Origin of the sequence: Moorena sp. SIO4G3, assembly GCF_010692305.1 — a bacterium.
GTDB lineage: Bacteria > Cyanobacteriota > Cyanobacteriia > Cyanobacteriales > Coleofasciculaceae > Moorena > Moorena producens_A.
The window spans coordinates 1-23,493 of the sequence record NZ_JAAHIG010000114.1 but is presented as its reverse complement, the minus strand read 5'-3'; the positions used below and the strand labels follow the sequence as shown (position 1 = coordinate 23,493).

Annotated in this window: 22 protein-coding genes; 11 read left to right on the top strand and 11 right to left on the bottom strand. The window is 43.7% G+C overall.

Annotated features, from left to right (window positions below; all coding sequences use genetic code 11):
* The first annotated feature begins 47 nt into the window (after positions 1 to 47).
* Positions 48 to 257: a hypothetical protein gene (locus F6J99_RS20500; protein ID WP_293114794.1), complete on the top strand. Its 210-nt coding sequence runs from the start codon at positions 48 to 50 to the stop codon at positions 255 to 257.
* Positions 244 to 477 (top strand): transposase, encoded by a 234-nt coding sequence (locus tag F6J99_RS20495; RefSeq protein ID WP_293064949.1) that lies wholly within the window; start codon positions 244 to 246, stop codon positions 475 to 477. The genes F6J99_RS20500 and F6J99_RS20495 overlap by 14 nt, the downstream gene beginning before the upstream one ends.
* A gap of 78 nt (positions 478 to 555) precedes the next feature.
* Here the strand turns inward: F6J99_RS20495 and F6J99_RS20490 are convergent, their stop codons facing one another.
* The 7 genes from F6J99_RS20490 to egtD form a co-directional block, all read right to left on the bottom strand.
* Positions 556 to 1,809, bottom strand: coding sequence for a glutamate-5-semialdehyde dehydrogenase (locus F6J99_RS20490; RefSeq protein ID WP_293114792.1), 1,254 nt, complete (start codon positions 1,807 to 1,809; stop codon positions 556 to 558).
* A 19-nt stretch (positions 1,810 to 1,828) separates the two neighbouring features.
* Positions 1,829 to 2,701 (bottom strand): class I SAM-dependent methyltransferase, encoded by an 873-nt coding sequence (locus F6J99_RS20485; protein WP_293114790.1) that lies wholly within the window; start codon positions 2,699 to 2,701, stop codon positions 1,829 to 1,831.
* 39 nt (positions 2,702 to 2,740) lie between these two features.
* Positions 2,741 to 3,586 (bottom strand): class I SAM-dependent methyltransferase, encoded by an 846-nt coding sequence (locus F6J99_RS20480; RefSeq protein ID WP_293114788.1) that lies wholly within the window; start codon positions 3,584 to 3,586, stop codon positions 2,741 to 2,743.
* A gap of 143 nt (positions 3,587 to 3,729) precedes the next feature.
* Positions 3,730 to 5,178, bottom strand: a complete 1,449-nt coding sequence (locus F6J99_RS20475) for a hypothetical protein (protein WP_293114786.1) — start codon at positions 5,176 to 5,178, stop codon at positions 3,730 to 3,732.
* Positions 5,179 to 5,377: 199 nt separating this feature from the next.
* On the bottom strand, positions 5,378 to 6,820 hold the full coding sequence (locus F6J99_RS20470) for a pyridoxal phosphate-dependent aminotransferase (protein ID WP_293114784.1): 1,443 nt from the start codon (positions 6,818 to 6,820) through the stop codon (positions 5,378 to 5,380).
* Between the two features lie 91 nt (positions 6,821 to 6,911).
* Positions 6,912 to 8,264 (bottom strand): 5-histidylcysteine sulfoxide synthase, encoded by a 1,353-nt coding sequence (gene ovoA / locus F6J99_RS20465; protein WP_293114782.1) that lies wholly within the window; start codon positions 8,262 to 8,264, stop codon positions 6,912 to 6,914.
* Between the two features lie 194 nt (positions 8,265 to 8,458).
* Positions 8,459 to 9,490, bottom strand: a complete 1,032-nt coding sequence (gene egtD, locus F6J99_RS20460; RefSeq protein ID WP_293114780.1) for an L-histidine N(alpha)-methyltransferase — start codon at positions 9,488 to 9,490, stop codon at positions 8,459 to 8,461.
* 435 nt (positions 9,491 to 9,925) lie between these two features.
* Here egtD and F6J99_RS20455 point away from each other — a divergent pair, with 435 nt between their 5' ends.
* Both F6J99_RS20455 and F6J99_RS20450 read left to right on the top strand, forming a co-directional pair.
* On the top strand, positions 9,926 to 10,675 hold the full coding sequence (locus F6J99_RS20455) for a 2OG-Fe(II) oxygenase (protein WP_293114778.1): 750 nt from the start codon (positions 9,926 to 9,928) through the stop codon (positions 10,673 to 10,675).
* A gap of 559 nt (positions 10,676 to 11,234) precedes the next feature.
* The gene (locus F6J99_RS20450) at positions 11,235 to 11,735 is read left to right on the top strand and encodes a DUF427 domain-containing protein (protein ID WP_293114776.1); all 501 of its coding nucleotides are present in this window, start codon (positions 11,235 to 11,237) and stop codon (positions 11,733 to 11,735) included.
* Between the two features lie 127 nt (positions 11,736 to 11,862).
* Here the strand turns inward: F6J99_RS20450 and hemH are convergent, their stop codons facing one another.
* Entirely contained in the window at positions 11,863 to 13,026 is a 1,164-nt protein-coding gene (gene hemH, locus F6J99_RS20445) for a ferrochelatase (protein ID WP_293114774.1), read from the bottom strand.
* 107 nt (positions 13,027 to 13,133) lie between these two features.
* On the opposite strand from hemH, the gene F6J99_RS20440 reads away from it, so the two are divergent.
* Complete coding sequence (locus tag F6J99_RS20440; protein ID WP_293114772.1) at positions 13,134 to 13,760, top strand: methyltransferase domain-containing protein; 627 nt, start codon at positions 13,134 to 13,136, stop codon at positions 13,758 to 13,760.
* Positions 13,761 to 13,995: 235 nt separating this feature from the next.
* Here the strand turns inward: F6J99_RS20440 and msrP are convergent, their stop codons facing one another.
* The gene (gene msrP, locus F6J99_RS20435; RefSeq protein ID WP_293114770.1) at positions 13,996 to 14,985 is read right to left on the bottom strand and encodes a protein-methionine-sulfoxide reductase catalytic subunit MsrP; all 990 of its coding nucleotides are present in this window, start codon (positions 14,983 to 14,985) and stop codon (positions 13,996 to 13,998) included.
* 283 nt (positions 14,986 to 15,268) lie between these two features.
* Here msrP and F6J99_RS20430 point away from each other — a divergent pair, with 283 nt between their 5' ends.
* A complete protein-coding gene (locus F6J99_RS20430) occupies positions 15,269 to 15,643 on the top strand; it encodes a hypothetical protein (protein ID WP_070395735.1) in 375 nt (124 codons plus the stop codon).
* Between the two features lie 20 nt (positions 15,644 to 15,663).
* Here the strand turns inward: F6J99_RS20430 and pdxA are convergent, their stop codons facing one another.
* Positions 15,664 to 16,764: a 4-hydroxythreonine-4-phosphate dehydrogenase PdxA gene (gene pdxA, locus F6J99_RS20425; RefSeq protein ID WP_293114767.1), complete on the bottom strand. Its 1,101-nt coding sequence runs from the start codon at positions 16,762 to 16,764 to the stop codon at positions 15,664 to 15,666.
* A 161-nt stretch (positions 16,765 to 16,925) separates the two neighbouring features.
* Between pdxA and F6J99_RS20420 the strand changes: the two genes are divergently transcribed.
* The 4 genes from F6J99_RS20420 to F6J99_RS20405 all read left to right on the top strand — a co-directional run bounded on the left by F6J99_RS20420 (position 16,926) and on the right by F6J99_RS20405 (position 21,414).
* A complete protein-coding gene (locus F6J99_RS20420) occupies positions 16,926 to 17,030 on the top strand; it encodes a PetM family cytochrome b6-f complex subunit 7 (RefSeq protein WP_063747919.1) in 105 nt (34 codons plus the stop codon).
* Between the two features lie 222 nt (positions 17,031 to 17,252).
* A complete protein-coding gene (locus F6J99_RS20415; RefSeq protein ID WP_293114765.1) occupies positions 17,253 to 18,230 on the top strand; it encodes an SDR family oxidoreductase in 978 nt (325 codons plus the stop codon).
* Positions 18,231 to 18,442: 212 nt separating this feature from the next.
* Positions 18,443 to 19,360 carry an NAD(+) kinase gene (locus tag F6J99_RS20410; RefSeq protein WP_293114800.1) on the top strand — a complete coding sequence of 306 codons (918 nt, stop codon included), beginning with the start codon at positions 18,443 to 18,445 and terminating at the stop codon, positions 19,358 to 19,360.
* A gap of 416 nt (positions 19,361 to 19,776) precedes the next feature.
* Complete coding sequence (locus F6J99_RS20405) at positions 19,777 to 21,414, top strand: hypothetical protein (protein ID WP_293114798.1); 1,638 nt, start codon at positions 19,777 to 19,779, stop codon at positions 21,412 to 21,414.
* Between the two features lie 53 nt (positions 21,415 to 21,467).
* Here F6J99_RS20405 and purM read toward each other — a convergent pair whose 3' ends face one another.
* Positions 21,468 to 22,508: a phosphoribosylformylglycinamidine cyclo-ligase gene (gene purM, locus F6J99_RS20400; RefSeq protein WP_293114796.1), complete on the bottom strand. Its 1,041-nt coding sequence runs from the start codon at positions 22,506 to 22,508 to the stop codon at positions 21,468 to 21,470.
* A gap of 162 nt (positions 22,509 to 22,670) precedes the next feature.
* On the opposite strand from purM, the gene F6J99_RS20395 reads away from it, so the two are divergent.
* Positions 22,671 to 23,493: transposase (locus F6J99_RS20395; RefSeq protein ID WP_293114763.1), on the top strand; the 823-nt coding region annotated here is incomplete at its 3' end.

Below are 23,493 nucleotides of genomic sequence, written 5' to 3'. Positions count from 1 at the left end.
TTTACAAAGCTACTAATGGCATCACTTGACATCTAGCAGTAGATACCTTGGGTAACGCATTTTTTAGTTACTGTACCAAAGCATCGGTGTCTGACGATGTGGGATTAATTGAAATGTTATCTAACAACATTGATTACTTCAAATCCTTACCCGTCAATATTGCCAAGATTACCATCTTACAAGACCGGCGGATATCACCCAGAAAAGCTGACACAGGAATTAGAGAAAATTTATCCAATGATTATGACCAAAATTAGATTTGAACTTTCGGCGAAACCATCCAAAGCTCAGAAGGAAAAAGAAGGGAAAAGTGGGTTTGTCCCAGTCAAAGCTCGGTGGGTAATCGAAAGAACGAATTCGTGGATGGAAAGATGCAAGAGTTTGGTGAAGAACTTTGAAAGAACTCTTGAGCATGCGAACACCAAGATAAGTCTCTGTTTTGTTCGACTGATGTTGAAAAGATTAGCTGCTGCTTAAAAAGATCTCAAATGGGTTCTATAGACATTTTATACACATGGAACCTAACGCTTGTGTGCATTGAGCAGATTCTTGGCTTCACGGAATACCTTCTTCACCCATGATTTGTCCTGCTCCACGGACGACAAATTTGTAGCTAGTTAACCCCCGTAAACCCACAGGTCCCCTCGCATGAAGTTTACCAGTGGCAATCCCAATCTCCGCACCCATGCCGAAGGTTGCACCATCATTGAACATTGTTGAAGCATTAACTAACACCACAGAAGAATCAACTTCTTTGACAAAGCGGTCTGCCCTGTGGCAACTATCTGTAACAATGGTGTCAGTATGCTGGGAGCCGTAGTGGTTGATATGCTCAATCGCCGCATCCAAGCTATCTACTACTCGAATCGAAACCACCAACCGAAGATATTCCGTTCCCCAGTCTTCTTCCGTAGCTGCTTCAACATCAGGCACAGCAGTCTTAACAACTGGACATCCCTTCACTTGTACTCCATGGGCATTAAATTCAGCCACAATTTTATCAAGTTGTGGAGTAAAGGAGCGATGCACCAGCAGTGTTTCCATAGAGTTACAAACCTCTGACATTAAACACTTGGAATCTATGGCAATGTCTAATGCTTGCTGTAAATCTGCCCCTTCATCAATGTAAACATGGCAAAGTCCATTGTAATGCTTCAGCAAGGGAATTTTTGAGGCAGCACTCACTGCTTCAATTAACCTTGTTCCTCCTCTGGGGATTGCCAGGTCAATTTCATCACTAAGTTGGAGAAACTCATGCACTTCTTCATGGGAGCCGATTACCATCTGAATTGCTTCAGTGGGTAAATCCGCATCCCCTAAGGCTTTTTGCCACAATTCCCCTAACAGCTTGTTACAGGTTTTTGCTTCTGAACCACCTCTGAGAATCACGGCATTTCCTGATTTAAGACAGAAAGCACCTGCATTCACTGTTACATGTAAGCGAGCTTCATAAACCATTAAAATTACCCCTAATGGCACTCGCATTTTAAACACTTTGAGTCCATTTCCACAGGAAATTGGTTCAAACAATTCACCCACTGGGTCAGTGAGAGAGGCAAGTTTGTGCAAGGCTCTGATGCGAGCATCTATTTTCTCATTGGGCCATAGCAAGCGGGCAACTAAATGGGGAGGCAAATTAGCGTCTTTGGCTGCACTCACATCGACTTGGTTTGCTGCTACTAGCTCTACACGATGGGCATCTAATAATTCCGCCATACGCAACAAAGCTGCATTTTTCTGCTGAGTTGGAGTATTGGCGAGAATGGGGGCACATTTTTTAGCCGCCCTGGCAATGCTAAGGGGATCCATAATCTGAAATTCCTGATGATTAATTTAAGATACAAGCGGCTGAAAACATGCCAACCTTATTAGCAAACAGCCAGTGGGTCATCACACAGCCTCGATCTAAAACTGAAAACACATTTGGGCCTTTACCACAGACCAACCATTCAAACGTGATATTTTTAGCTTGAACAAAATTATAAAATGCTTTCATGGCATCGGTAATCCCAATTAATCCGACTATGTCGTCCAAGACAATAATTGTACCATTCACAAAGCGATCGCCAAGATAGTTAAATACACACTCAGCCGCAGCAAAGGTATCACAGTCTATATGAACAAAGGAAAAATATTGGTCTGGCTCCAAGCCCGATGAAAATTCAGGTAATGACTGGCTGAAGTAGCCTTTTACTAGGGAAACATTATCGCGATCCAAGTTGGGAACGACCCCTCCCAAAGAAAATGCCTCTTTACTCAGGGCATACTGGTTATTATTGATTTGCCAGTCATTTTCAAACCCTTCAAAACTATCAAAACCATACCAATGACACTCCGGAACGAGTTCTGCGCAACGCCGCAGAGAATGTCCTTGGAACACCCCAAACTCTGCACACATGCCACCATGTTTAACAATCTGGTCACGATGTTGGGTAAGGGCGGCATATAATGCCTGCTCATCTGTCGCGACTTGCTGGAAGTGTAAGTTTTGCTCAACGCACCAGTCAGCATAATCTGGAGCATTTAAATCTTTCAGTGCATTCTTTAGAGTTTCTGGGGATACCCATTCACCCGTCATCACAGGTCGATAATTTTGATCCACCAAACAACGCCAGGTACAACGAATATCTTCACCAATATCCCAGCGTTGCATCGCCTGATATGTACGGGCTAAATTGTTTTTATCTACAGCAGTGTTCATAGGTCAATCAGCAACTACACCCTACGAAGTAAATAATTGTTAATTTTCTTTGCGATAGTGCAACATGCCCCATTGAACTAAGCCACTTTTGCCCACTTCCGAACAATCCAGTAGCCGTTGCTTCTTCTTCTCAAAAAACTCATCACTCCATAGCTGTTCATCAGCTTGGATTTCTTCCATTTTTTTCAAGATTTGCAAATAGTTCACAGAAACATGATGGGTTAAGTCAATCACTTGGACTTCAGCCATCCCAATTTCCTGAGCAACTTTTCGATAATCATCAATGTGCAAGATATAGACCTTGTGAATTCCCCCCCCAGTGTACCAATCTACTACCTTATCCACCTCTTCTGGGGAAGGATAATCACCACTGAAGAAATAAGTGCAAGCGAGAAATTCCCCACCCTTAACTAACACTCGATGGGCTTCTCTAAAGGCTTGCAATTGAGTATCGCTATAAAAAAGCGAATCCTGTGCCCAAGCCGCATTAAATGTCGAGTCAGGAAAGGGTAACGTTTCAAAACTCCCTTGATGCACATGGACTAAATCACTCAAGCCCTCCTCTTGATTGCGCTCAATATTAATGGCATTCTGTTGTTCGCTGAGGTTTATACAAGATACCTGACAGCCAAATTCTTTGGCTATATATCTTGCGGCTCCACCATAGCCAGACCCCAAATCAAGCAGGTGACTATTTTGATTAAATGGCAACAAAGATGCCATGTAATCTGTAGTGCGCTTCTTCCCGACATGTACGTCCTCATCAGGATGGACAAAAAGTCCACAATGGGAATGCTCGCTCAGAACTCTTCGATAATAGAGGTCTATATCTTGTCTGTCAAAATAGCTTTGATTAAAGGTATCAATTGCTGAAGAACTCACCATGATGCTGTTTTTATACCTCCAGAGAATATTTTATGGGCTGATTTTGGTTAGGAATTGGGTAGCTGAAGGCTAGAAATTTCTCTATCTGACCCAATCAGACCATCATTCAGCCAAACCCGATTTTTAGTAACGTCAGTGCTCGTTTATCGTTTCAATTGGTTACCACGAATGCCTTCCTGGAGAAGCTTACTAACAATCCCCTTGTCTGGGAAGAAGCTATTTCGATCCAGCAATGCCAGTTTAGGTTCAGAAGAACATTTTTTCAACTCCTCTAACAGCAAATCAGCTCCATCATCTGGGGCGTAAAACGTTCTTTCCTGACCTTTTAAACTATTACCCCTTGCCAAGGTTCTGTCAATTTTACCGTCACTTGCTGCCAATTTCCCCCTGCCGTGAATCGTTGCTGCTCCTTTTACCGGGTAGGCGTAACCATCAGCTTCATAGTCAGGATTGCCATCAATTGATAATCCTGCACCATTTAGAGCCAGATATATTTCTCCAGGTGATAAAGACACTTCTAGGTATGTATCTGGTACTTTCTGGCTTCCCAAAAACTCGATCATGCGATTAGTGAACTCTACCACAGGTGCAGCATCTGGGTTAGAAGACTGAAAGGTTGATTTGGCTCGAAACAGGTAGCCACCATAATTGGGGTCTTTCTCTAAGAGGGGAGTCTCGTAAACACCTCGTTTAGCATCCCCACCCAGTACACCCATAACAAACGAAAACTGGGGTTGAGTCGCTTGATCAACAACCCATTGCACAAATTGTTCAGGGCTTTGACCCGCTGGAATCAAATCATCGAAGACTGCGCGCCAGTCATCGTAAACTTGGGAATTGGGGGAGGGAATCCGAAAAATGGCATCGACAGGAATAAAACCCGTTGGTTCCCGGTTGGGATTGCTAATGCTGAGAAAAACGATAATTAGAGGGACATTACTGCGCTCATTCCAATAGCCATCGGTGTGCTGCTTGATATAGCCACCGCCATAGCCAGCATTAACATGATACTTGTCTGGATCCGGTCGCATGGTGTGCATGGTGGAGTTGAGATCCATGTCTGTATCCATCCAGGGGAATTGGTTGTGGATGCCACAAAGAGCAGCTAGGAGTAGTTTTGGCACCAGCAACTGAGCTGAATAGTCCTGGATTTCTTCCCAGGTATTTAGGTGTTCAGGAATCCGAAACCCATTGGGGGAAATTAAATCAGCCGGATCGATGTCGGCAAACAGATCCTCTGGTAGAAAGTGGATTTTTTGAATGTAGGGAATAGATGAGTCGTTGCCATCTTGGCACTTGCTAGCTGCGGAGAACAATTCTCGGTAAGCTTGGAAGCAGGCTAAAGCTTCTTGTTCCTGGTTTTCTTGCAGGATTTCGGTAACGGCGTAGCCTAATTTTTTCAGAACAATAAGATGGCAGTTGGGATAATAGCCTTCCTGTTGGGAAAGGGAAAGTTTTGTTCCCCCATATTTTAGTTGGGGATCGAAGTGTTGAACATCATACCCTTTGCGGGCTACATCGATTAAGTAATCTGCGATCGCTCTTTGTGTTTCTGGTTTCAGTTCGATAATTCCTATTTGTTCCCTAGACATTTTTTAATTTGTCACTCCTGATTGAATTACTGAACTGCTCAAACTAAGCTCAAACTCAATTTATAGCAATTCTACTACTTGTGAGGTACAAATTTCTGGTTTTTAGGGAGTAGGGAGCAGGGAGCAGGGAGCAGGGAAGAGGGAAAATGGAAGAGGGAAGAGGAAAAAAATAATGTGTACCTCATGAGTCCTAGAAACGCTATATCAGCTTTGGCAATGCTTGCTCAATTTGTAATAGGGCTTGACTAATTAACGTTTTACCATTTTCTTCGGTTTTTTGTCTATAAATTGTCTTAGTAGAAGTTTCTACAACCGCTTGGGGCAAACCCACAGAAAAACGAAGATAGCAATCTTCTTGCCTGCCTATGGGCACTGTAGATACTTTGGCTTCTACTAACAACCATAATGCCACCTCTAAACTAGAATTAATCTGGTTCTGGAGATACAAAGACTCTAGATTAAGTTTGCCTTCTGCTAGAACTCGAAGCCTTTCCAGGAAATCAGTAGTAACCTGACAACCTTTAAAATGGGAGAAGTTGGCATAAAGATACATTCCTGCTTCAGGAACAAAGCTGGCTGGCTTCTGCCCAGTGCCACCCGAGTTAGTTATAGCATGTTTTTCAAAGATGGTATTTAAGCCCTCAGCCAATTGATTTAATCGACTTTCATAAAGGCTTCCAGCCCATTGAATCGTTTTTTGGGGATCCCTTTCAATCACAGCACTTAACGCCACTTCTCCCATAGCATTGGAGTTAATCACAGTAGCTTTCTGAGGAATTCGCATTGCCTCAAGTAACTTAACATTCTTAGAAGCCCCCAGACCGAGCAATGTACCGCAATTTCCTTGCTTAGACAGCGTACAAGCGATTAGCACAGATTCCATTAACTGATGGAGGGAAGCAATCTCTGATGGTTGTGCGCTCTGAATTCGCTTGTGTAAGGTTAGACCAAAAGTTGGATGTTCATTGACTTCTCCATGATGAAAGAGGGGAACATAAGCTTCATCAATCAAAATTAGAGGTGGCGAAATTTTGATCTGTTTCCTTCTGCTAATTTCCTCAATCAAGATATCGATAATTCCATTCCAATCTTCTAGTGTCAGAGTTGCACCAGAAGGGTTATTGGGATAGTTGAAAACAATCATATTAGCATCTGGATAATTGCTAAATGCAGTTTTGATTGCCTCCGGTTGGGGTTTCCACTTATCCTGTTCCTGAGTGGGGATAGTAACCATTTTCCCCCCTGCTAAAGTAAGGGGCTGTTCATACTGGGGAAAAAAAGGTTCGATAAATAGGGCTGTATCCCCTGGATTGATAATAGTTGTGCAAAGACAGTTAAATAAATGGGTAAACCCATTCGTTAAGTTAATCTCCCGGTGCGGATCGAATTCCAGTCCGTACCTCTGTAGGAAATATTGAGCTGCATCCTTTCGGCCTTTAAGGGAACCGTAGTGAGGTGTTCGGTAAATGGAGATGTCCTTAGCACTAACTTGATGAATTGCTTCTTGAACTCCAGGAATTGTCCCATGACCTGGAGAACCACTGTTTAAACTGACAACACCATTGTATTTGCTTGCCAAGGCAGCAAATGTAACAATCGGTGACTCTTTTAAATTTTGAATCCTTTCAGAAATTTGAATCATAAGTAGGTAAGCAGAATCAATGACATCACTAGCAGTTTATCAGCAAAAAATCCTATTTTTATAAGATTTGGCGATTTACCGAGGGAGGATGTCAAGAAGCAGCAATTCTAAACCCAGCATGTTGGTAGAAGTAGGGACGGAACCAGTTACGATAGAATGTGGATGCCTCTGTTCCAGTAGTCACCCAAGCACCACCAAGCATCATGTTATGTTGGGTATCAAAGAAGGGAGCAGAATAATCTTCATAGAGCCGATGGGGCTTGAATCCTGGTAGCGGCTTGAAGTCATCACTGAGCCACTCCCATACATTCCCCCGCAAGTCATAGAGTCCAGCAGGACTTTTAGCAGTTTCTAACATACCCACTGGGCTAGGTGAGCCAAACTTGAGATTTAGATTGTAATCCTGTATCGCAAAGGGGTCTTGCTGGAAATTTGTGTTACTTTCATCCCTGCCAGCAGTGGCAAGATTCCACTCCGCTTCACTCATCAAACGAATCCCTTGCCCCTTCCAACGACAGTAAGCCATGGCTTCATGGTGATTCACTTCAACGGGCCAATCAAGAGGAAGGTCAATCTCGTCAAACATGGCTCGATACTTGTAGCCACTATTAGTAGGTATCCAGAATTTAGGGTGCTTGATATTATAGCTTGTCTTCCAAATCCAGGATTCTTTATCCCAGTAATCTGGATTATCGTAGCCATTATCATTTACAAACTCCAGAAATTCTCCGTTGGTAATCAGATACTCACTGGCGAAAAACGGTTTAACTTCTACCGAACGATTGCCATATTCACTATCCCAGCCATAGATAGGATAATCCTCTGGTTTACCAAGTTCTACCGAACCCCCAGAAACTTGGAGCATTTCATTGCTCGAAATCTTGCCATTAGAAACAGCATAATTCCAGCTGTCAGGACGTTCAAGCCGCTCTACAGGCAGTTGTCGGATCAGCATCGAAGAGGTTTCAAAGTGGGTGCGACTGTGTTCAATTCCCATCATCAGCGCCCAAAGAGGATGATTTTGATGAATTGGCAGATTCAGAGGAGTCTTTTCGATAGTTTCTATAACCACGCTATACACTTGATCTCGATAGCGCCAAACCTCTTCCACTTTCGGCCAGTGGATATTTTTGGTTGCTTGATCGAGTTCTTCAGGAGTTTCCGGGTCCACACCAATCTCAAACAGGATTTCATAGTTAGGATTAATGGGTTTATCTAATAACCCAACCCCAAGGAATTTATTGATGTAGAAGACAGCCGAGTGACCCAAATAAAAAATCAGACGGTTTCTTAAGGGGTCGGGACTGATATAGAATGTTTCTTCCCCAACCAGACTTTTCATCAGAACATCTTCGAGTTCCCATGAATTCTTAAAGTAATTGATAATGGTTTCGCGACTGCAGGTGTCAAGGCGAGGGAATTGAGTAGATTCGAGAGTATCCATCCTTTGAGTTCCAAATACTATTGCTCAACTTAGGGGTGTCTATATTCAGCGGTCAGTGGTCAGCGGTCAGTGGTCAGTGGTCAGCGGTCAGCGGTCAGCCTTTAGCTGATAACTGAGAGCTGATAACTGATAACTGAGAGCTGATAGCTGAGAGCTCAGAGCTGATAGCTGATAGCTGATAGCTTACAGGTCGATTACACACCCTGTATCTGACACAGGAGTAAACCAAACCATTGCTTGGTATCAGTCCAAGCCTGAACTGTGTTTAGTCCCCGATCGTTTAGATAGTGCTGCATTTGCTCCAAATTGAATTTGCGAGAAATTTCTGTAAGCATGCTTTCTCCTGCTTGAAACTCAACCGTTAAATCCAGCCTGGCTAAGCGCACAACATGGGTTTCCTGGCAATGTAAATACATCTCAATCTGATGTTCCGATTGATTATAAATCGCCTGATGGGTAAACCGATCGAGGTCAAAATTTCCTTGGAAACGCCAGTTCAGATGTGCTAGCATATTCAGGTTAAATGCTGCAGTAACCCCCTGACTATCGTTATAGGCAGCTTCCAGAATCTCCTTGGGTTTTTGTAAGTCAATGCCCAGCAAAAAGTAATCTCCTGGTGCTAGTAAACCTGTAATTTTATCAAAAAAGCGATCGCACTGTTCAGGAGCAAAATTTCCCAAGCTACTACCCAAAAAGAAAACCATCCGTCTAGGTAATGGTGTTGGACTTAATTGGCTCAGGGCGTGTTCATAGGTTCCCACCTGACCCTGAACCTTTAACTTGGGATAATCCAGCAACAGCTGCTTGGCACTCTCTTCAAGAATCTCCCCACTCACATCAATAGGAACATAGCGCAACGGATATCCCTGGTTTTCATAGGCATCCAACAACAAGCGAGTCTTGGTAGAGCTGCCACTACCCAGCTCCACCAATTCGCAAGCTCCCGTAAATTGGGCTACTTCTACAGCATACTGTTGTAAAATTTCTGCTTCTGTGCGGGTGGGATAATATTCCGGTAACTCGCAGATTTGCTCAAATAATTGGGAGCCTTTTTCATCGTAAAAGTAACGAGGTGGCAAAGATTTAGGCGTTTGGGTTAATCCTCTAATGATATCTTTGCCATCATCTGTTGCAGTAGGCAGGTTGGCACTCCCGAGATAGTTAATTCCTAGGCGATCCTCACTGAATTTCAGATTCTTTGTGGTCTCTTTAAAAGTTGTTGACATAATACTCTTTTAAATTTTGTTTTCCAAAAACAGTTTTCCAAAAACAGTACATTTATACTGCTTAAGAGATGAGCTGATTAGCACCGGTTAAGAGTACCATAATTTTTACCAGTTTTGAATAGCTATTACTTTGGACAGCGAACCCAGGGAGCTATACTTTGTCGATTCTGAGGGCAGGGCAAACCCATCTAAATTAGTTTGACAAATAAGCAAGAGTGTGGTTAATAAAAGCTAAGTTAACTTGAGGACAAAATATGATATAATGAATTCATCACTAATTTATTTTTTTTAATACAGGATCTTTCCATTGCTATCTGCTCCCTTTTCCAAAGTGTTTAATTAGCATAAAAATTACGGAATAACCACGATTTGTAAAGACTACAAAAAAATATAAAGTTTAACTTGTTTAAGGCCATACATCAATAAATAATAATTATGAAAAACACTGATATTAAAATAACAAATAGCTCAGAATTAAAAAGATTAGGTTATTTATTAATTGATGATTTTTTGACAATTAGGCAATGTGAAAACCTTTTAAAACTAATCGCTAATTATCGAAAAAAAAAATATGAAGTAACTGAAGTTTATCGAGCTTGTCAAGAAAGAGATCTTCGATATTTTGTAATTAATGGGCAGCAAATTGAGAAATACTTACCTGAAGTATGGCAGTTATACGAGGATGTCAATCTATTAGTGAACAAAGTCAGTAGTCAGGTTCTTTTTCCTCTTAGTAACAAATTACCAGCAGTTAACATTAACATCATTAAACCAGGTGGAGAATATCGATGGCACTATGACAGAAATGCTGTTACCGCCTTACTATATTTAAATTCAGTAGAAGGTGGGGAACTAGAAATGTATCCTAACTATAGGCTTAGGTTTGGCAGGAAAAACCAACAATTCACCTTTATACAAAAGTGCTTGGATGCTGTAGTAAAGCTTAAGTTAATTCGATATTTTTTTGGTAAAAAAGTATTTATAAAACCTCGTCAAGGGATGATAGTGATTATGCAAGGAGACAAATGTCTTCATAGCGTGAAAGCGTTAGAAGGTGAACAAGAAAGAATTAATGTAGTAATGAGTTACGACTTTCCAGGAGTGCAGTTTATTGTAGAGAAGGGGCTAGATTCTTACTTGTATACAAATCAAAAGGGAGTTTCTTCAGATCCAAATTATGTATAGGGTTCCTAGAATCACCGGTAGTGGTCACAAGTATTGATTTTAGTTTCCTTTACTTTGACCAAACCCTAGCCAAACCACTACATTTTGATAACTTGAGGATGATTTTGATGAATTGGCAGAGTCAGAGGAGTCTTTTCGATAGTTTCTATTAATTAACAAATGTAAATTTAGGTGATATGCTCAAATTAACTCAACCTCTCCGACTTGACAAGTGCGATCGCGAAACAATTTTCAACTACTTCGAGAATTCCTGCAATAATAGGCGATTTCTTACAAACTGACAAAAAAGTGTTAAATATAACAAAAAATGAAACTACTGTATTTTTTTGTTCTCCACCATCTTACTTAACAAAAGACTTTTTACAACACTGCAAAATAATTGAAAAGAATGTATTCCAAGTAGATTACTTGTTTTAAGTTCGATTGACAAGAGTGGTATTTGCACCTAATGTCTACAATGAGTTTTTGGACAATACTGCGGAATGAAAACTTTCAGCAAAATACTACCCACTCTCATTCCACACCATGAAGTTGTATATAGTCTAATATAACTGAGGACATGAAACCAAGACCAACTCCTATCCCTCCCAGTCCAGGTCAAGAATCTGTTTGGGATTATCCTCGCCCTGCCATTTGGGAAGATACAACTAAGCATATCCGAATCATTTTTAATGATATCGTTCTAGCTGAGACCAGACGAGCTAAACGAGTGCTGGAAACAAGCCATCCCCCCATATACTACATTCCCGCTGAAGACATTAAGTTGGAATATCTAATTGAAACACCAGGTCAAACCTGGTGCGAGTGGAAAGGTAAGTGTTTATATTACAATGTTGTTGTGGGTGACAAACAAGTAGCTAATGGAGCTTGGCGTTATTTTCAGCCAACCCCTCATTTTACTGAAATTAGAGACTACTACGCTTTTTATCCTCGTCCAATGGATGGTTGCTATGTGGATGATGAGTTAGTTATACCCCAAGCTGGCTATCTTTATGGTGGCTGGATCACCAGTGATATTGTTGGACCTTTCAAGGGAGGACCAGGAACAATGGGTTGGTAGACGGCTTAGTAGATTGGGTAGATAGTGGGTTAGGTTTGAGATCCTTCGAGGGGGACGATTACGTGCCCCCTCCCAATTAGATCTGGTAGATCTAGACGTGCCCGTTTCGGTTCTAACCTGAAGAAATTTACAACAACCCAGCAAAATGTAGCGGTCCAGTACCACTAATCAACTCCAACAGTAAAGCAATAAACCCAATCATAGCCAGACGACCATTCCAAACTTCTGCTGCTGTAGTCATGCCCCACTCCCAGCGCTCGGGAGGGTAAATTTTGACTGTCTCTGGGGGACGAATCACTTCGGAGAGTTCACGGCTGGGTGATTCGAGAGCGTCAACTACCAAATTTGTCAAAGACTCAATAAACAGGGGATGGGTATTGAGGGCTGGTACCCGCTCAAACTGCTTAATCCCTGATTCTTCTGCTATTTCTCGATACTCAATGTCGATTTCTTGGAGGGTTTCGATATGTTCCGAAACAAAACTAATCGGGACTACCAGCAAATCTTGAGTATTGTTAGCTCCGAGTTCTTGCAACGCATCCTCGGTGTAGGGTTGGAGCCATTCTACCGGACCCACCCGACTTTGATAGGCCAGAGTATGGGGATTGGGGCGGTTGAGGGTTTTCATAATTAAGGAAGTGCAATCCTCAATTTCTCGCTGGTAGGGGTCTCCAGCTTCTGTGACATAGCTGATGGGTACACCATGAGCACTGAAGAAGATATGAACTTGATCGGGATTGGAAAACTTATCGAGTTCCTGAGCAATTAAATCAGCCATCGCTTGGAGGTATTGTGGCTGCTGGTACCAGGAGGGAATAACTGTATGTTCAATCTTGCTCAGGTCTGGGTCTTCTGTCCACAGATTTTCTAGCAGACGGAAGCTAGAACCACTGGTGCTGATGGAAAACTGGGGATAAAGCGGTAGAATAACTAAGCGTTCGATCCCATCGGCTTTGATGGTTGCGATCGCTTCTTCAGTGAAAGGATGCCAGTAACGCATTCCTACATAGACACTGACCTCTTGCCCTTTCGTTTGTAAATGTTCCTGGAGGGCTTGAGCCTGGGCGTCTGTAATCTTCCGTAGAGGGGAACCACCGCCAATTTGTTTGTAGTTCTCCTGGGAGATCTTAGCACGCTTAGTGGAAATTAGCCAAGCCAGGGGTTTTTGCAGCCACGGAAAAGGCAGGCGAATAATTTCCGGGTCAGAAAACAGGTTGAATAGAAAGGGACGAACATCCTTTAACTGATCTGGCCCACCTAGATTAAGCAATAATACCCCAACACGACCCATAGTTAACACAGCTTCCCATAACTTTCATATTTGTTACTGATTTTAACAATATATTTTTTAACTTAAATTTGCAACAAGAAACACAGATCTTTACGAAGGAGTGAGTAGTGGCAACAGTTCTTAGAGCTTGGAGTTATCAGTACCAATGGCTGTATGATAGTATTTCCCGGATCGCGGCTTTGAGCGTGGGTGGAGAGAGACGATTCCGGCAGCTACCGTTACAGGGCTTAACAATTCATTCAGGAACCAAAGTGCTAGATCTCTGTTGCGGTAGTGGTCAGGCTACCCAGTTCTTGGTGGAATTGTCTGAGCATGTTACAGGCTTAGATATTTCTCCACTATCCCTAGAGCGAGCACAACGGAATGTTCCCCAAGCCAACTATGTAGAGGGTTTGGCTGAACAGATGCCCTTTCCAGAGGCTCAATTTGATCTAGTTCACACCAGCGCAGCACTCCATGAAATGACCCCTGAGGTGTTGCAGCAGATTATTCAGGAGGTTCACCGGGTGCTTAAACCAGGAGGAGTGTTTACCCTAGTGGATTTGCACAAGCCAACTAATGTTTTGTTTTGGCCAGGGTTAGCGGTATTTATGTGGTTGTTTGAGACCCAAACAGCTTGGCAATTACTGGAGACTGACTTGGTCAAGGAGCTTGAGCAAGTGGGGTTTAAGGTATGCGATCGCTCCTTGCACGCAGGTGGTAGTTTACAGGTGATTCAGGTCACGAAAGCGTAAAGGCCGACAGTAACCAAAAAACCTACCCGAAGGGAACGCCAAGGGCGAACAACCTTGGCCAATAGGCCACGCGTGCGCGTTCAACTTTAAACCTTTAACCTTCAACTTTCAACTTTCAACTTTTAAATTTCAACATTCAACCTTCAACATTCAACCTTCAACCTTGGCCAATAGGCCACGCTACTCGAACAACCTACCCTACACCCAACCCCAAAGGCGAACAACCAAATAACCTTCAACCATACAGCCCACCTACATATTCCCCATAACCGTTGTAAGGTAGGGTAGGTCGTTTTTCCCAGGATAAGTTGGGACCGCTACTGATGAATTTTTCTGTAGCTTGGGACCATCTGGGGTGAGGCTTATCGGGGTTAACATTTCCCTCAAAGTCATATTCATAGGAATTGATAGTATTCCAATAGGTAGCTGGCTGGTTAGCTAAAAACTCGACTTTGACTATAGATTTTGCTCCTTTAAAACCATATTTCCAGGGCACTACCATGCGAATAGGAGCACCATGCTGTTTGGGTAATAGATGACCGTAAATACCAATAGCAAAAAATGCTAGTTCGTTAGCCATTTCCTCAACACTTAGACCTTCCGTATAAGGCCAAGGTAAGGAACCAAGGTGTATGCCTGGACCAGTAGTAATTTTGCGGTCATAATAGGAGGTAAATCGCACAAATTTAGCCTCTGAAGTAGGTTCTACTGCTTTGATCAGCGCTTTCATCGGAAATCCGATCCAGGGTAGCACCATTGACCACGCCTCTACACAGCGGAAGCGATAGATCCGCTCTTCGATGGGAAATTTAGTTTGCAGATCATCCAGGTCATAGGTTTGGGGATTTTTAACTAATCCAGTCACCTCTAGCTTCCAGTCTTTGGTTGGTAAATTTTGGGCTGCTGGCCAGATCGATTTACTGCCGCCAAACTCATAAAAATTGTTGTACTGTCCAGCGAGCTGCTCATCAGTGATGGGTCTGTCAACACTGGCAAAAGCTGGATTGGTTGCTAAGGATTTGAACTTGGGTTGATTTAGGGTTTCCGAAAGAGCTTTGTCTGAGGCAGAAGAGGAAGCTTGACAACCAAGAATTGAGAGCATTCCAGTGCCTAGGCTAGCACCAACTAAATTCTTGAGAAAGCGACGTCGGTTAGAATAAGCCGTTTCTGAGGTGACTTGTTGCTCTGGCAGTTCCCAGGACTTTGGTACACGAATGATGGTCATAAAATAAGTGATATTGTTGACGGTGAGCGTTTAGCAGTCAGCCTAAACAGGCTAGTCGAGCTTATAGCTGGCAAGGGTAGCTTTTCAAGTAGCACCTTGACTGATAGCGCCAGTTAAAAGATTCAGTTATGCTTGTGCCAAGTCTAGTTAATAACTATAGTTAAAATTACTACCGCTTATTTTTTTTTCTAAGGATGTATTCGGATGCCAGATTAATGTCAAGACTACTAAAATAAAAATAAATAAATAAAATAAGGTAAATAAAAAAACCAGGAGAAAGCTGATGATCCGTAAAACACTAGTTATAGTAGGAATCGGCTGGATAGTTGTGGGATTGGTACCTCTTGCCTATGCTCAGTCAGGAGCGCAGTCTAGTGAGCCAAGGGATTCAGTAACCCTGTCTGGTGACACCCTCCGCCAAGTTAATGGTCGCACGGTCTCAGACGATTATGGCACCTTTTTCCCAACATCACTAGAGCTGGAGGAAACGGAAGACTTAGGTAACAATTTACAGCGTAAGTTCAAGGTTGGCTCAAGTGACAATGTAGACATCGTTTTTGGGGATACCATCCAGCAAGAAGAACTTAATGTGTTTCCTCAATCCTCAACTACTCGCAATACTCAAAAAGTCCAGTTGGCGGTTCCACTAAGAGAATAAAGGTTGAGTACAGGTTTTTTCTAAGCACTGATAGCTAAACGGTTACTCAACCTCTGGTTCACCAGTTCAGTAGCCAGGCTAATGGCAGCCTTCATGCTAGTAGCGTTAGCAATGCCAAGACCGGCAATATCAAACGCTGTGCCATGATCAGGAGAAGTGCGCACAAAGGGTAAACCGATGGTAGTATTGATCGCTCGGTCAAATGCCATAAGTTTGACAGGAATTAAGCCCTGGTCATGATAGAGTGCCAAATAACCATCATGAGCATCATGAGCGTACTGCTGGTGGTTGCCGTACCAAGCCTGACCAGGTTTTACCCAAAGCGTGTCAGGAGGTATTGGTCCATCTAATGTGATAGTCGGGCGTTGCTGGCGCTCTTTCTCTAGCCAGGGAATCAGCCAATCTTGTTCTTCACAACCTAGCTGACCCTGCTCACCACTATGAGGATTTAAGCCAGAAATCGCGATTCGAGGTGTCTTGATGCCAAAATCAGTAGCCAAGCAGGCGATCAGTAAGTCTAGTTTACTCGCCATCAATCCTGGCGTTAAGGTGTTTGGTACTTGACTTAAGGGAATATGTGTGGTAGCTAAAAGTGTACGTAGCACCCAACTACTATGGGACGATCGCGCTACGAATAGCATCCCAAATTGTTTGACACCAGAGTACTCGGCTAGCACTTCAGTTTGACCAGGATAATCATGTCCTGCGGCTTTCCAGAGAGACTTGGCAATGGGTGCGGTCACAATACCATCAAACTGACCACGTTGGGTGAGTGCGATCGCATTTTCGAGATACACAAAACTAAGAGCACCACTAACAGCATTACCAACACCTGGGGTGATTTGAGGCTGTTGTCCATCATCCAACTCAATGTCAATTATTGATAATGTCTCTGGGGAAGCTAAAGTAGCTACATCTTCAATCCCCTGCTGACGTAGCTGGGTATAAGCCGCATTTAAGAGGTACCGACTGCCAATCACCGTTATCTCACAATTGCTAGTGACTTGGGAATCTGCCAATGCCTTGAGGACAACTTCTGGTCCAATGCCTGCTGGATCTCCCAAGGTCACCGCTAACCGAGGACGCCTTGGTAGTGAGTTAAGTTTTCCTGTCAAAGACATGCTCTGATGGTTTGTTGACAAGTCTGACATCATTCCTGAACACTCCCGTACCCTAACCCCTTTGCTGAAATAGTCTTGCTCAGGATTTCCATAGGATTGCTATATTCTGGCACCCTAGTCATGATACCTTGTAACAAAAGTACATAGGAGATCATAAAACAATGGGTACAGAAATTTTTAATGCAGCATTTTTGTCCTTCACCCTGATTCTTGTGGGTTTGGGCTTAGGCTTCTTATTACTCAAAATCCAGGGAGTGTCAGAATAGTTTCCAGTGAATGGCTTATGGGGTAAGGGCTGTGGGGTTTTGTGAAGAATTCTTTCACAGTTTTCTTCCAAATCCATGACTTATGCTGTCTTAGCCTAAACTCATTCTCCCACACCCCTCACCCGATGGCCTTGCCTATTGAGTAGCTTAAAAATGAGAGATCGACGAAATTTCTGATAGAATCTTATAGAAACTTAAAGATTCCTTACTAAAATTACTATAATGAACTTGTTGGTCGTCGGTGCAACTGGCACCTTAGGAAGACAGGTGGTTCGTCGTGCACTGGACGAGGATCATCAGGTACGCTGTCTTGTACGCAGTCCACGCAAAGCCTCTTTCCTAAAAGAATGGGGAGCAGAACTAGTACAAGGAGACCTCTGTGTTCCAGAAACCCTACCAAAAGCCCTGGAAGGGATCACAGCTGTCATTGATGCGGCAACATCGAGACCAACAGATTCTCTGACCATCAGACAGGTAGACTGGGACGGCAAAGTTGCCCTCATTCAAGCGTCTGTGGCTGCTGGTATAGAAAGATATGTCTTTTTCTCAATTCTGGGAAGTGAGAATTTTCCTCATGTCCCACTGATGGAAATCAAGCACTGTACAGAACTATTTCTGGCAGAATCAGGATTGCCACACACAATCTTGAAACCAAGTGGCTTTATGCAAGGCTTAATTGGTCAGTATGCCATCCCGATTTTGGATGGACAGGCGGTTTGGATTACAGGAGAAACCTCTCCCATCGCCTATATGAACACCCAGGATATTGCTAAGTTTGGCATTCGTGCTCTGGAAGTTCCAGAAACAGTAAATCAGACATTCCCGGTTGTGGGAACCAGAGCCTTTAGTACCTACGAAATCATTAATCTGTGTGAGCGGTTGTCCGGTAAAGATGCTAAAATAGCCCGACTCCCAATAAATTTTTTGCGGGGTGTGCGGCGATTCGTGAGATTTTTTCAGTGGGGCTGGAATGTGGCAGATCGGCTTGCCTTTACTGAGGTGCTAGTGAGCGGTAAACCTCTGGATGCACCGATGGATAAGGTATACGAGGTCTTTGGCCTAGACCCCAAGGAAACCACAACTTTGGAAGAATATCTGCAAGAATACTTTAACCGGATTATGAATAAGCTCAAAGAAATCGATTACGAGAAAGCTAAAAAGAAGTCTAAGAAGAGGACTCCTTTCAAATCTAAATCCTAGTATTTCCTGGAAAATCGATGCAGCGAAGCCAAAGGGGAGCCAGTGAGGCCAAAGTCTTTCTCTACAGGGCTTACAAGGTAAGGAATCAAGCCTGACCACACAGCCCCTCCCCATAGGGCGACTGCATGAAGACAGTACCTGATTAAATCACAATTGTCCATGATGTTCGGTGATAATTTAATCCAAGTAATTCAAGACGGGGACTGGTGAGTATACCAAAAGCAGGCATTATCTACAACGACCTTAAACCAATGGCTTGTAGCGTTGCTGAAGAGTTGCACAACCAATTGAGGACTGCGGGTTGGGAAGTGTGTATGGCGACAGGGGTTGGGGGAATTCTGGGTTATTCGAGTCCTCAATCACCAGTGTGTCATACACCGATGGACAAACTAGCCCCCCCTGGTTTTGATGACCAGATGGCTTTCGCAATTGTATTGGGGGGAGATGGTACAGTACTAGCGGCTTTTCGCCAATTGGCTCCCCAAGGGATCCCTTTGCTAACGGTCAATACAGGTCACATGGGTTTCTTAACAGAGACCTATGTCAATCAGTTGCCTTCTGTCTTGGAACAGGTCATGGCACAAGAGTATGTTATAGAAGAACGATCCATGCTTTCTGTGCAAATCCTGCGAGATGAGAGGATTTGGTGGGAGGCACTTTGTTTAAATGAAATGGTATTGCACCGGGAACCGTTGACGAGTATGTGCCATTTTGAAGTACAAATAGGACATCACGCACCAGTGGATATTGCAGCTGATGGTATAATTGTATCAACACCGACTGGCTCTACTGCCTATTCTCTAAGTGCTGGAGGACCAGTATTAACTCCTGAGGTGCCGGTGTTGCAACTGTTGCCCATCTGTCCCCATTCTTTGGCATCTCGGGCATTAGTCTTTGCCGACACAGAGCAATTAACCATTTTTCCCGCTACTCCCAATTCGATGGTGATGGTAGTTGATGGCAATGGTGGTTGCTACGTAATACCAGAAGATAAAATAAAAGTTAAGCGATCGCCTTACTCTGCTCGATTTATCCGTTTGCAAGCACCAGAGTTTTTCAGGGTTTTGCGAGAAAAGTTGGGGTGGGGATTGCCGCACATTGCTAAACCGACCTCTGTGGAGTTGCCTTAGAGCGTACATCCATGTAATCAGGTAATCAGAAAATTTTGGATCAGGATGTTCTCTATAGGCTTTTCTCCAGTTCAATTGAAGAAAGCCAGGCCATGGGAAGGGGGGTTAGGCAGGAGTGTCAAAAACGGTGATTCCTGCCTGTTGGTTACGAGAAACACCATTAGCGGGAATCCAATAACCATCGGGTTTTCCTCAACGTGTTGCTCGAAAGCTGTATTCATAACCTAGCACCATGACTCTCGATCTGGTAGTTTCTGGTTGTGTCTGGTGGTGTCCGATATCCATGTGGATGTAATCGGTGAAACGCAACTTCGGATCAGGGGGGCTTGTGCAACGTTTGCCCCGGTAAGATAGGAGTATCCACCAGCAACTGGCTATTCACGGTCGGTACTAAGGCAATCAACCCAAACTATTCTATGTCTGCTTTGAATCGCAATACTCGTCGTCGGCTCAATAAATTACAACAGACTTCCAGTGTGTGGGAGGGAGACCGCCGTCCCCTGTCAGTTATTGGTAACAATCATCAGCCAGATGGTGAGGGTCATAATGATTGCATTCTTTGGGTGGATGGCTCAGAAGGCATCGTGAGGGCAATGGATTTAGTATCACCAACCATGGGACCAGAAGCGATTGTTCGTGCCCTTATGCAAGCCATGGAACATCCCCAAAGCCCCGCCAGACCAGGACGACCCTCAAAGATTGTTGTTCGTAACCGAGAAATTCAGTTTTTTTTGCGAGGTGTCCTTCAAGGGTTAGACATTGGCATTGATTATGTACCCAATTTACCCTTGATTGACGAACTGTTTCGGGGATTTGAGGAAATGGCGGCTACTCGACAACCCCAGCTACCACCTAAGTATGCTGACCTACTTATAGAAAAAGCCTATGAAATTTGGCATGAAGCTGCTTGGGAAGTAGTGGCTGATCATCAGATTATCTCGATTGAATTAAATCGCTGGGATGTGGAAACCCTATACGTCTCAGTAATGGGTATGCTGGGTATGGAGTACGGCGTATTACTATATCGCTCCTGGGATTCCCTGAAACGGTTCCGATCATCAGTGCTGGCAGATGACTCGTGGGAAAAGATGGAACAAGCTTTCTTAGGACAAGATTGCTTATTTTTAACCTTCGGGCGGTTTGGTGATGATACCGAAGATGAGGATGAAGAGGATGATATTGATTTAGCTGATTTTCCAGTATCAGAGATTGTACCTGGGTTTGGTACAGTCCATCCCTTGGAAGGAATGCGACCTTATCTTTATGAAGAAGAAGCGATCGCAATTTATGTTGCCCTAGAAGGGATTCAGCGATTTGTTCACGATTACCATGAGCAATTAGATGACGAAAACTTACCGAAGATTGGTAAGCGTTACCGCATTCCGGTACCCCTAGAACCAAAATCTACTGTTAGCGTTAAAGTTAACACCCATCCTGACCTAGCGGATGAGTTGTTAGAGATGGCACTTGAGTCGGAGGAAGATGATTTCGATTCAGAGTCGATGACCATACCCTTACGGGATGACCTTGTGCCAAAGGATGCTTTCCTAAAGCTGGGCATGATGTCTTGGGACGCAATAGAATCTATTCGCTCTGGTGTCAAATCCTATCAGTCTCAGAATATCAAAGCCATGGGGGAAGGCATGCCAGTTATTTTGATTCAAACCACCCGACCAAAGGCACAAGTGTTGATAGAGCAGATCGAGACCGCTGGTGGACTCAAAGGGATTTGCTTTAATTCAGGGGAAGACCCCTTTGAAGGCACACGCTACGACCTCGGCATTATCCAAACAGAAAACAGCAGTCTTTATTTGTTAGGAGAGTTTTCTGAAACCGATACCAACCATGCTGCTGCCCGCCAGCAGTGGGAGGAGGGTTGTGAAAATCAGGGATATTGTGGTTTAGTTATTGCCAGAGGTCTAGCAGGAGCATCTCGGGGTAATCCCAAGCCTCGTGACATGATGGCATTATTTGAAGCGCGATCGCTGTCCACTACAGATTTGGGAATAGCAATCCTCAAGGCAGAACCCTCAATAACTGAGCCACCCTTCTGAGCTTCTGATTGAGAGAATGATTGATAGGCTACCCACCCAGAAGCCTGATCCGATCACGGGATGAGTAGACCAACAACACCACCATCCCCTGGGATTACTTCACCAATTTTACATGCATTTACCTGCTGTGAATTAAACGATGTTAGGGTTTGCTCAACCTGCTGTTGAGGAACAATCAGCACAAAACCAATCCCCATATTATAGGTATCAAACATTGCCTGAGGACTAACCTGACCTGTGTGAGCTAGCCACTGAAAAATTGGTGGAATCACCCAACTGTTGGGATAAATCTGGACGGATTGTCCAGCACCCAGGCAACGAGGGAGGTTTTCTGGGATACCGCCGCCGGTAATGTGAGCCATACCGTGAATCTCGATACCAGCCCTACGAGCATCAAGCACAGGTTTCACGTAAATCTGTGTTGGTGTCAACAATTCCTCCCCTAAGCTTTTACCAGCTAACAATTCCGGAGTTATATCCCAGGAAAGAGCGTTGTCTGGGGAATCCTGAACAATTTTCCGAATCAGACTAAAACCATTGCTGTGGACGCCCTGACTGGCCAAACCAATTGCCACATCTCCAATTTGGACTTGGGAACCGTCCAACATGCGGCTCTTTTCCACAATTCCTACACAAAATCCTGCTAGGTCATACTCTGCCAGTTCGTAGAAACCAGGCATTTCTGCAGTTTCCCCTCCTAGTAAAGCACAGCCAGCAAGACGACAACCTTGGGCAATACCGGCAACAACCTGAGTCAGTTGTTGTTGGTTGAGCTTGCCAGTTGCTAAATAATCCAAGAAAAACAGGGGTTCCGCACCAACAGTCAAGACATCGTTGACGCACATGGCTACCAAATCAATGCCAACGGTGTCATGGCGGTTAAGGTCTTGAGCCAATTTGAGTTTAGTACCAACTCCATCAGTTCCAGATACCAACACTGGCTCAGTATATCCCACTGGCAGCTGAAAGCAACCACTAAAGCCACCCAGTCCACCTAATACTTCCGAACGGTGGGTACTTTTTACCAGGCTACGGATTTGGTTAACAAATCCTCGACCTGCCTCAATATCAACACCAGCGTCTCGATAATCCATGGGAACAGACAAATGCTTTTGAGCTAGAAATGCAGGATGTATTTTACCAAAAATCCTGGGTTTAAAGCCCCGTCCTTCTAGGACGGCTTTTATTTGTCTTGCACTTGACACTTTTATACAATAATGTTAGTATAAATATATATCGAAAGAGGTCGAGATTCGGTGATTATTCTAGAGTTTAAAGCCAAAGGCAGAGAGTCCCAATATTCAGCCATAGACGAAGCCATCCGGACGGTTAAGTTTATCCGAAATAGCTGTATTCGTTTGTGGTTAGACAATAAGGGGACGGGAAAAAGTGACCTTAGCAGGTATTCTAAAATCCTGGCTAAAGAGTTCTCTTTTGCTAATGAATTAAATTCTACTGCCCGTCAGGCTGCGTCTGAAAGGGCATGGTCATCGATTGTTCGCTTCTACGATAATTGCCAGAAAAAAGTTCCAGGTAAGAAAGGTTTTCCAAAGTTTCAAAAGCGTGCTCGCTCTGTCGAATATAAGAAATCAGGATGGAAATTATCTCCTGACAAGAAATCGATAACGTTCACGGATAAGAAAGGGATAGGAAAACTTAAGCTCAAGGGCACCTGGGACTTGTGGCGCTTCGACAAGAAGCAAATTAACCGGGTTCGGATAGTCAAGCGAGCTGATGGGTACTACGTTCAATTTTGCGTTGCTGTTAACGTAAAAGAGGAAATAGAACACACAGGTGAGATGATTGGATTAGATGTAGGACTTAAAGAGTTCTACACAGATTCTAATGGCCATTCCGAGCCAAATCCCCGATTCTATAGGAAAGGGGAGAAACGTTTAAAGTTTTATCAACGCCGGGTTTACCGAAAAAAGAAAGGCTCATCCAATCGCAAAGTGCGGCTTGTTCTGAGTAGGAGCCTCCTGAGAAAGGAGGGGTATAACTCAGGGAATCGCGGGGTTAAAATCCCAAAAATTCTAACTGTCTGTTGGATGGTGGTGAAAACCCACCCCATTAAGAGAT

Coding starts and splice junctions, on each gene's coding strand:
- F6J99_RS20495 (WP_293064949.1), top strand. CDS start 244: ATGACCAAAATTAGATTTGAACTTTCGGCGAAACCATCCAAAGCTCAG.
- F6J99_RS20490 (WP_293114792.1), bottom strand. CDS start 1,809: ATGGATCCCCTTAGCATTGCCAGGGCGGCTAAAAAATGTGCCCCCATT.
- F6J99_RS20485 (WP_293114790.1), bottom strand. CDS start 2,701: ATGAACACTGCTGTAGATAAAAACAATTTAGCCCGTACATATCAGGCG.
- F6J99_RS20480 (WP_293114788.1), bottom strand. CDS start 3,586: ATGGTGAGTTCTTCAGCAATTGATACCTTTAATCAAAGCTATTTTGAC.
- F6J99_RS20475 (WP_293114786.1), bottom strand. CDS start 5,178: ATGTCTAGGGAACAAATAGGAATTATCGAACTGAAACCAGAAACACAA.
- F6J99_RS20470 (WP_293114784.1), bottom strand. CDS start 6,820: ATGATTCAAATTTCTGAAAGGATTCAAAATTTAAAAGAGTCACCGATT.
- ovoA (WP_293114782.1), bottom strand. CDS start 8,264: ATGGATACTCTCGAATCTACTCAATTCCCTCGCCTTGACACCTGCAGT.
- egtD (WP_293114780.1), bottom strand. CDS start 9,490: ATGTCAACAACTTTTAAAGAGACCACAAAGAATCTGAAATTCAGTGAG.
- F6J99_RS20455 (WP_293114778.1), top strand. CDS start 9,926: ATGAAAAACACTGATATTAAAATAACAAATAGCTCAGAATTAAAAAGA.
- F6J99_RS20450 (WP_293114776.1), top strand. CDS start 11,235: ATGAAACCAAGACCAACTCCTATCCCTCCCAGTCCAGGTCAAGAATCT.
- hemH (WP_293114774.1), bottom strand. CDS start 13,026: ATGGGTCGTGTTGGGGTATTATTGCTTAATCTAGGTGGGCCAGATCAG.
- msrP (WP_293114770.1), bottom strand. CDS start 14,985: ATGACCATCATTCGTGTACCAAAGTCCTGGGAACTGCCAGAGCAACAA.
- F6J99_RS20430 (WP_070395735.1), top strand. CDS start 15,269: ATGATCCGTAAAACACTAGTTATAGTAGGAATCGGCTGGATAGTTGTG.
- pdxA (WP_293114767.1), bottom strand. CDS start 16,764: ATGTCTTTGACAGGAAAACTTAACTCACTACCAAGGCGTCCTCGGTTA.
- F6J99_RS20420 (WP_063747919.1), top strand. CDS start 16,926: ATGGGTACAGAAATTTTTAATGCAGCATTTTTGTCCTTCACCCTGATT.
- F6J99_RS20415 (WP_293114765.1), top strand. CDS start 17,253: ATGAACTTGTTGGTCGTCGGTGCAACTGGCACCTTAGGAAGACAGGTG.
- F6J99_RS20405 (WP_293114798.1), top strand. CDS start 19,777: ATGTCTGCTTTGAATCGCAATACTCGTCGTCGGCTCAATAAATTACAA.
- purM (WP_293114796.1), bottom strand. CDS start 22,508: ATGGATTATCGAGACGCTGGTGTTGATATTGAGGCAGGTCGAGGATTT.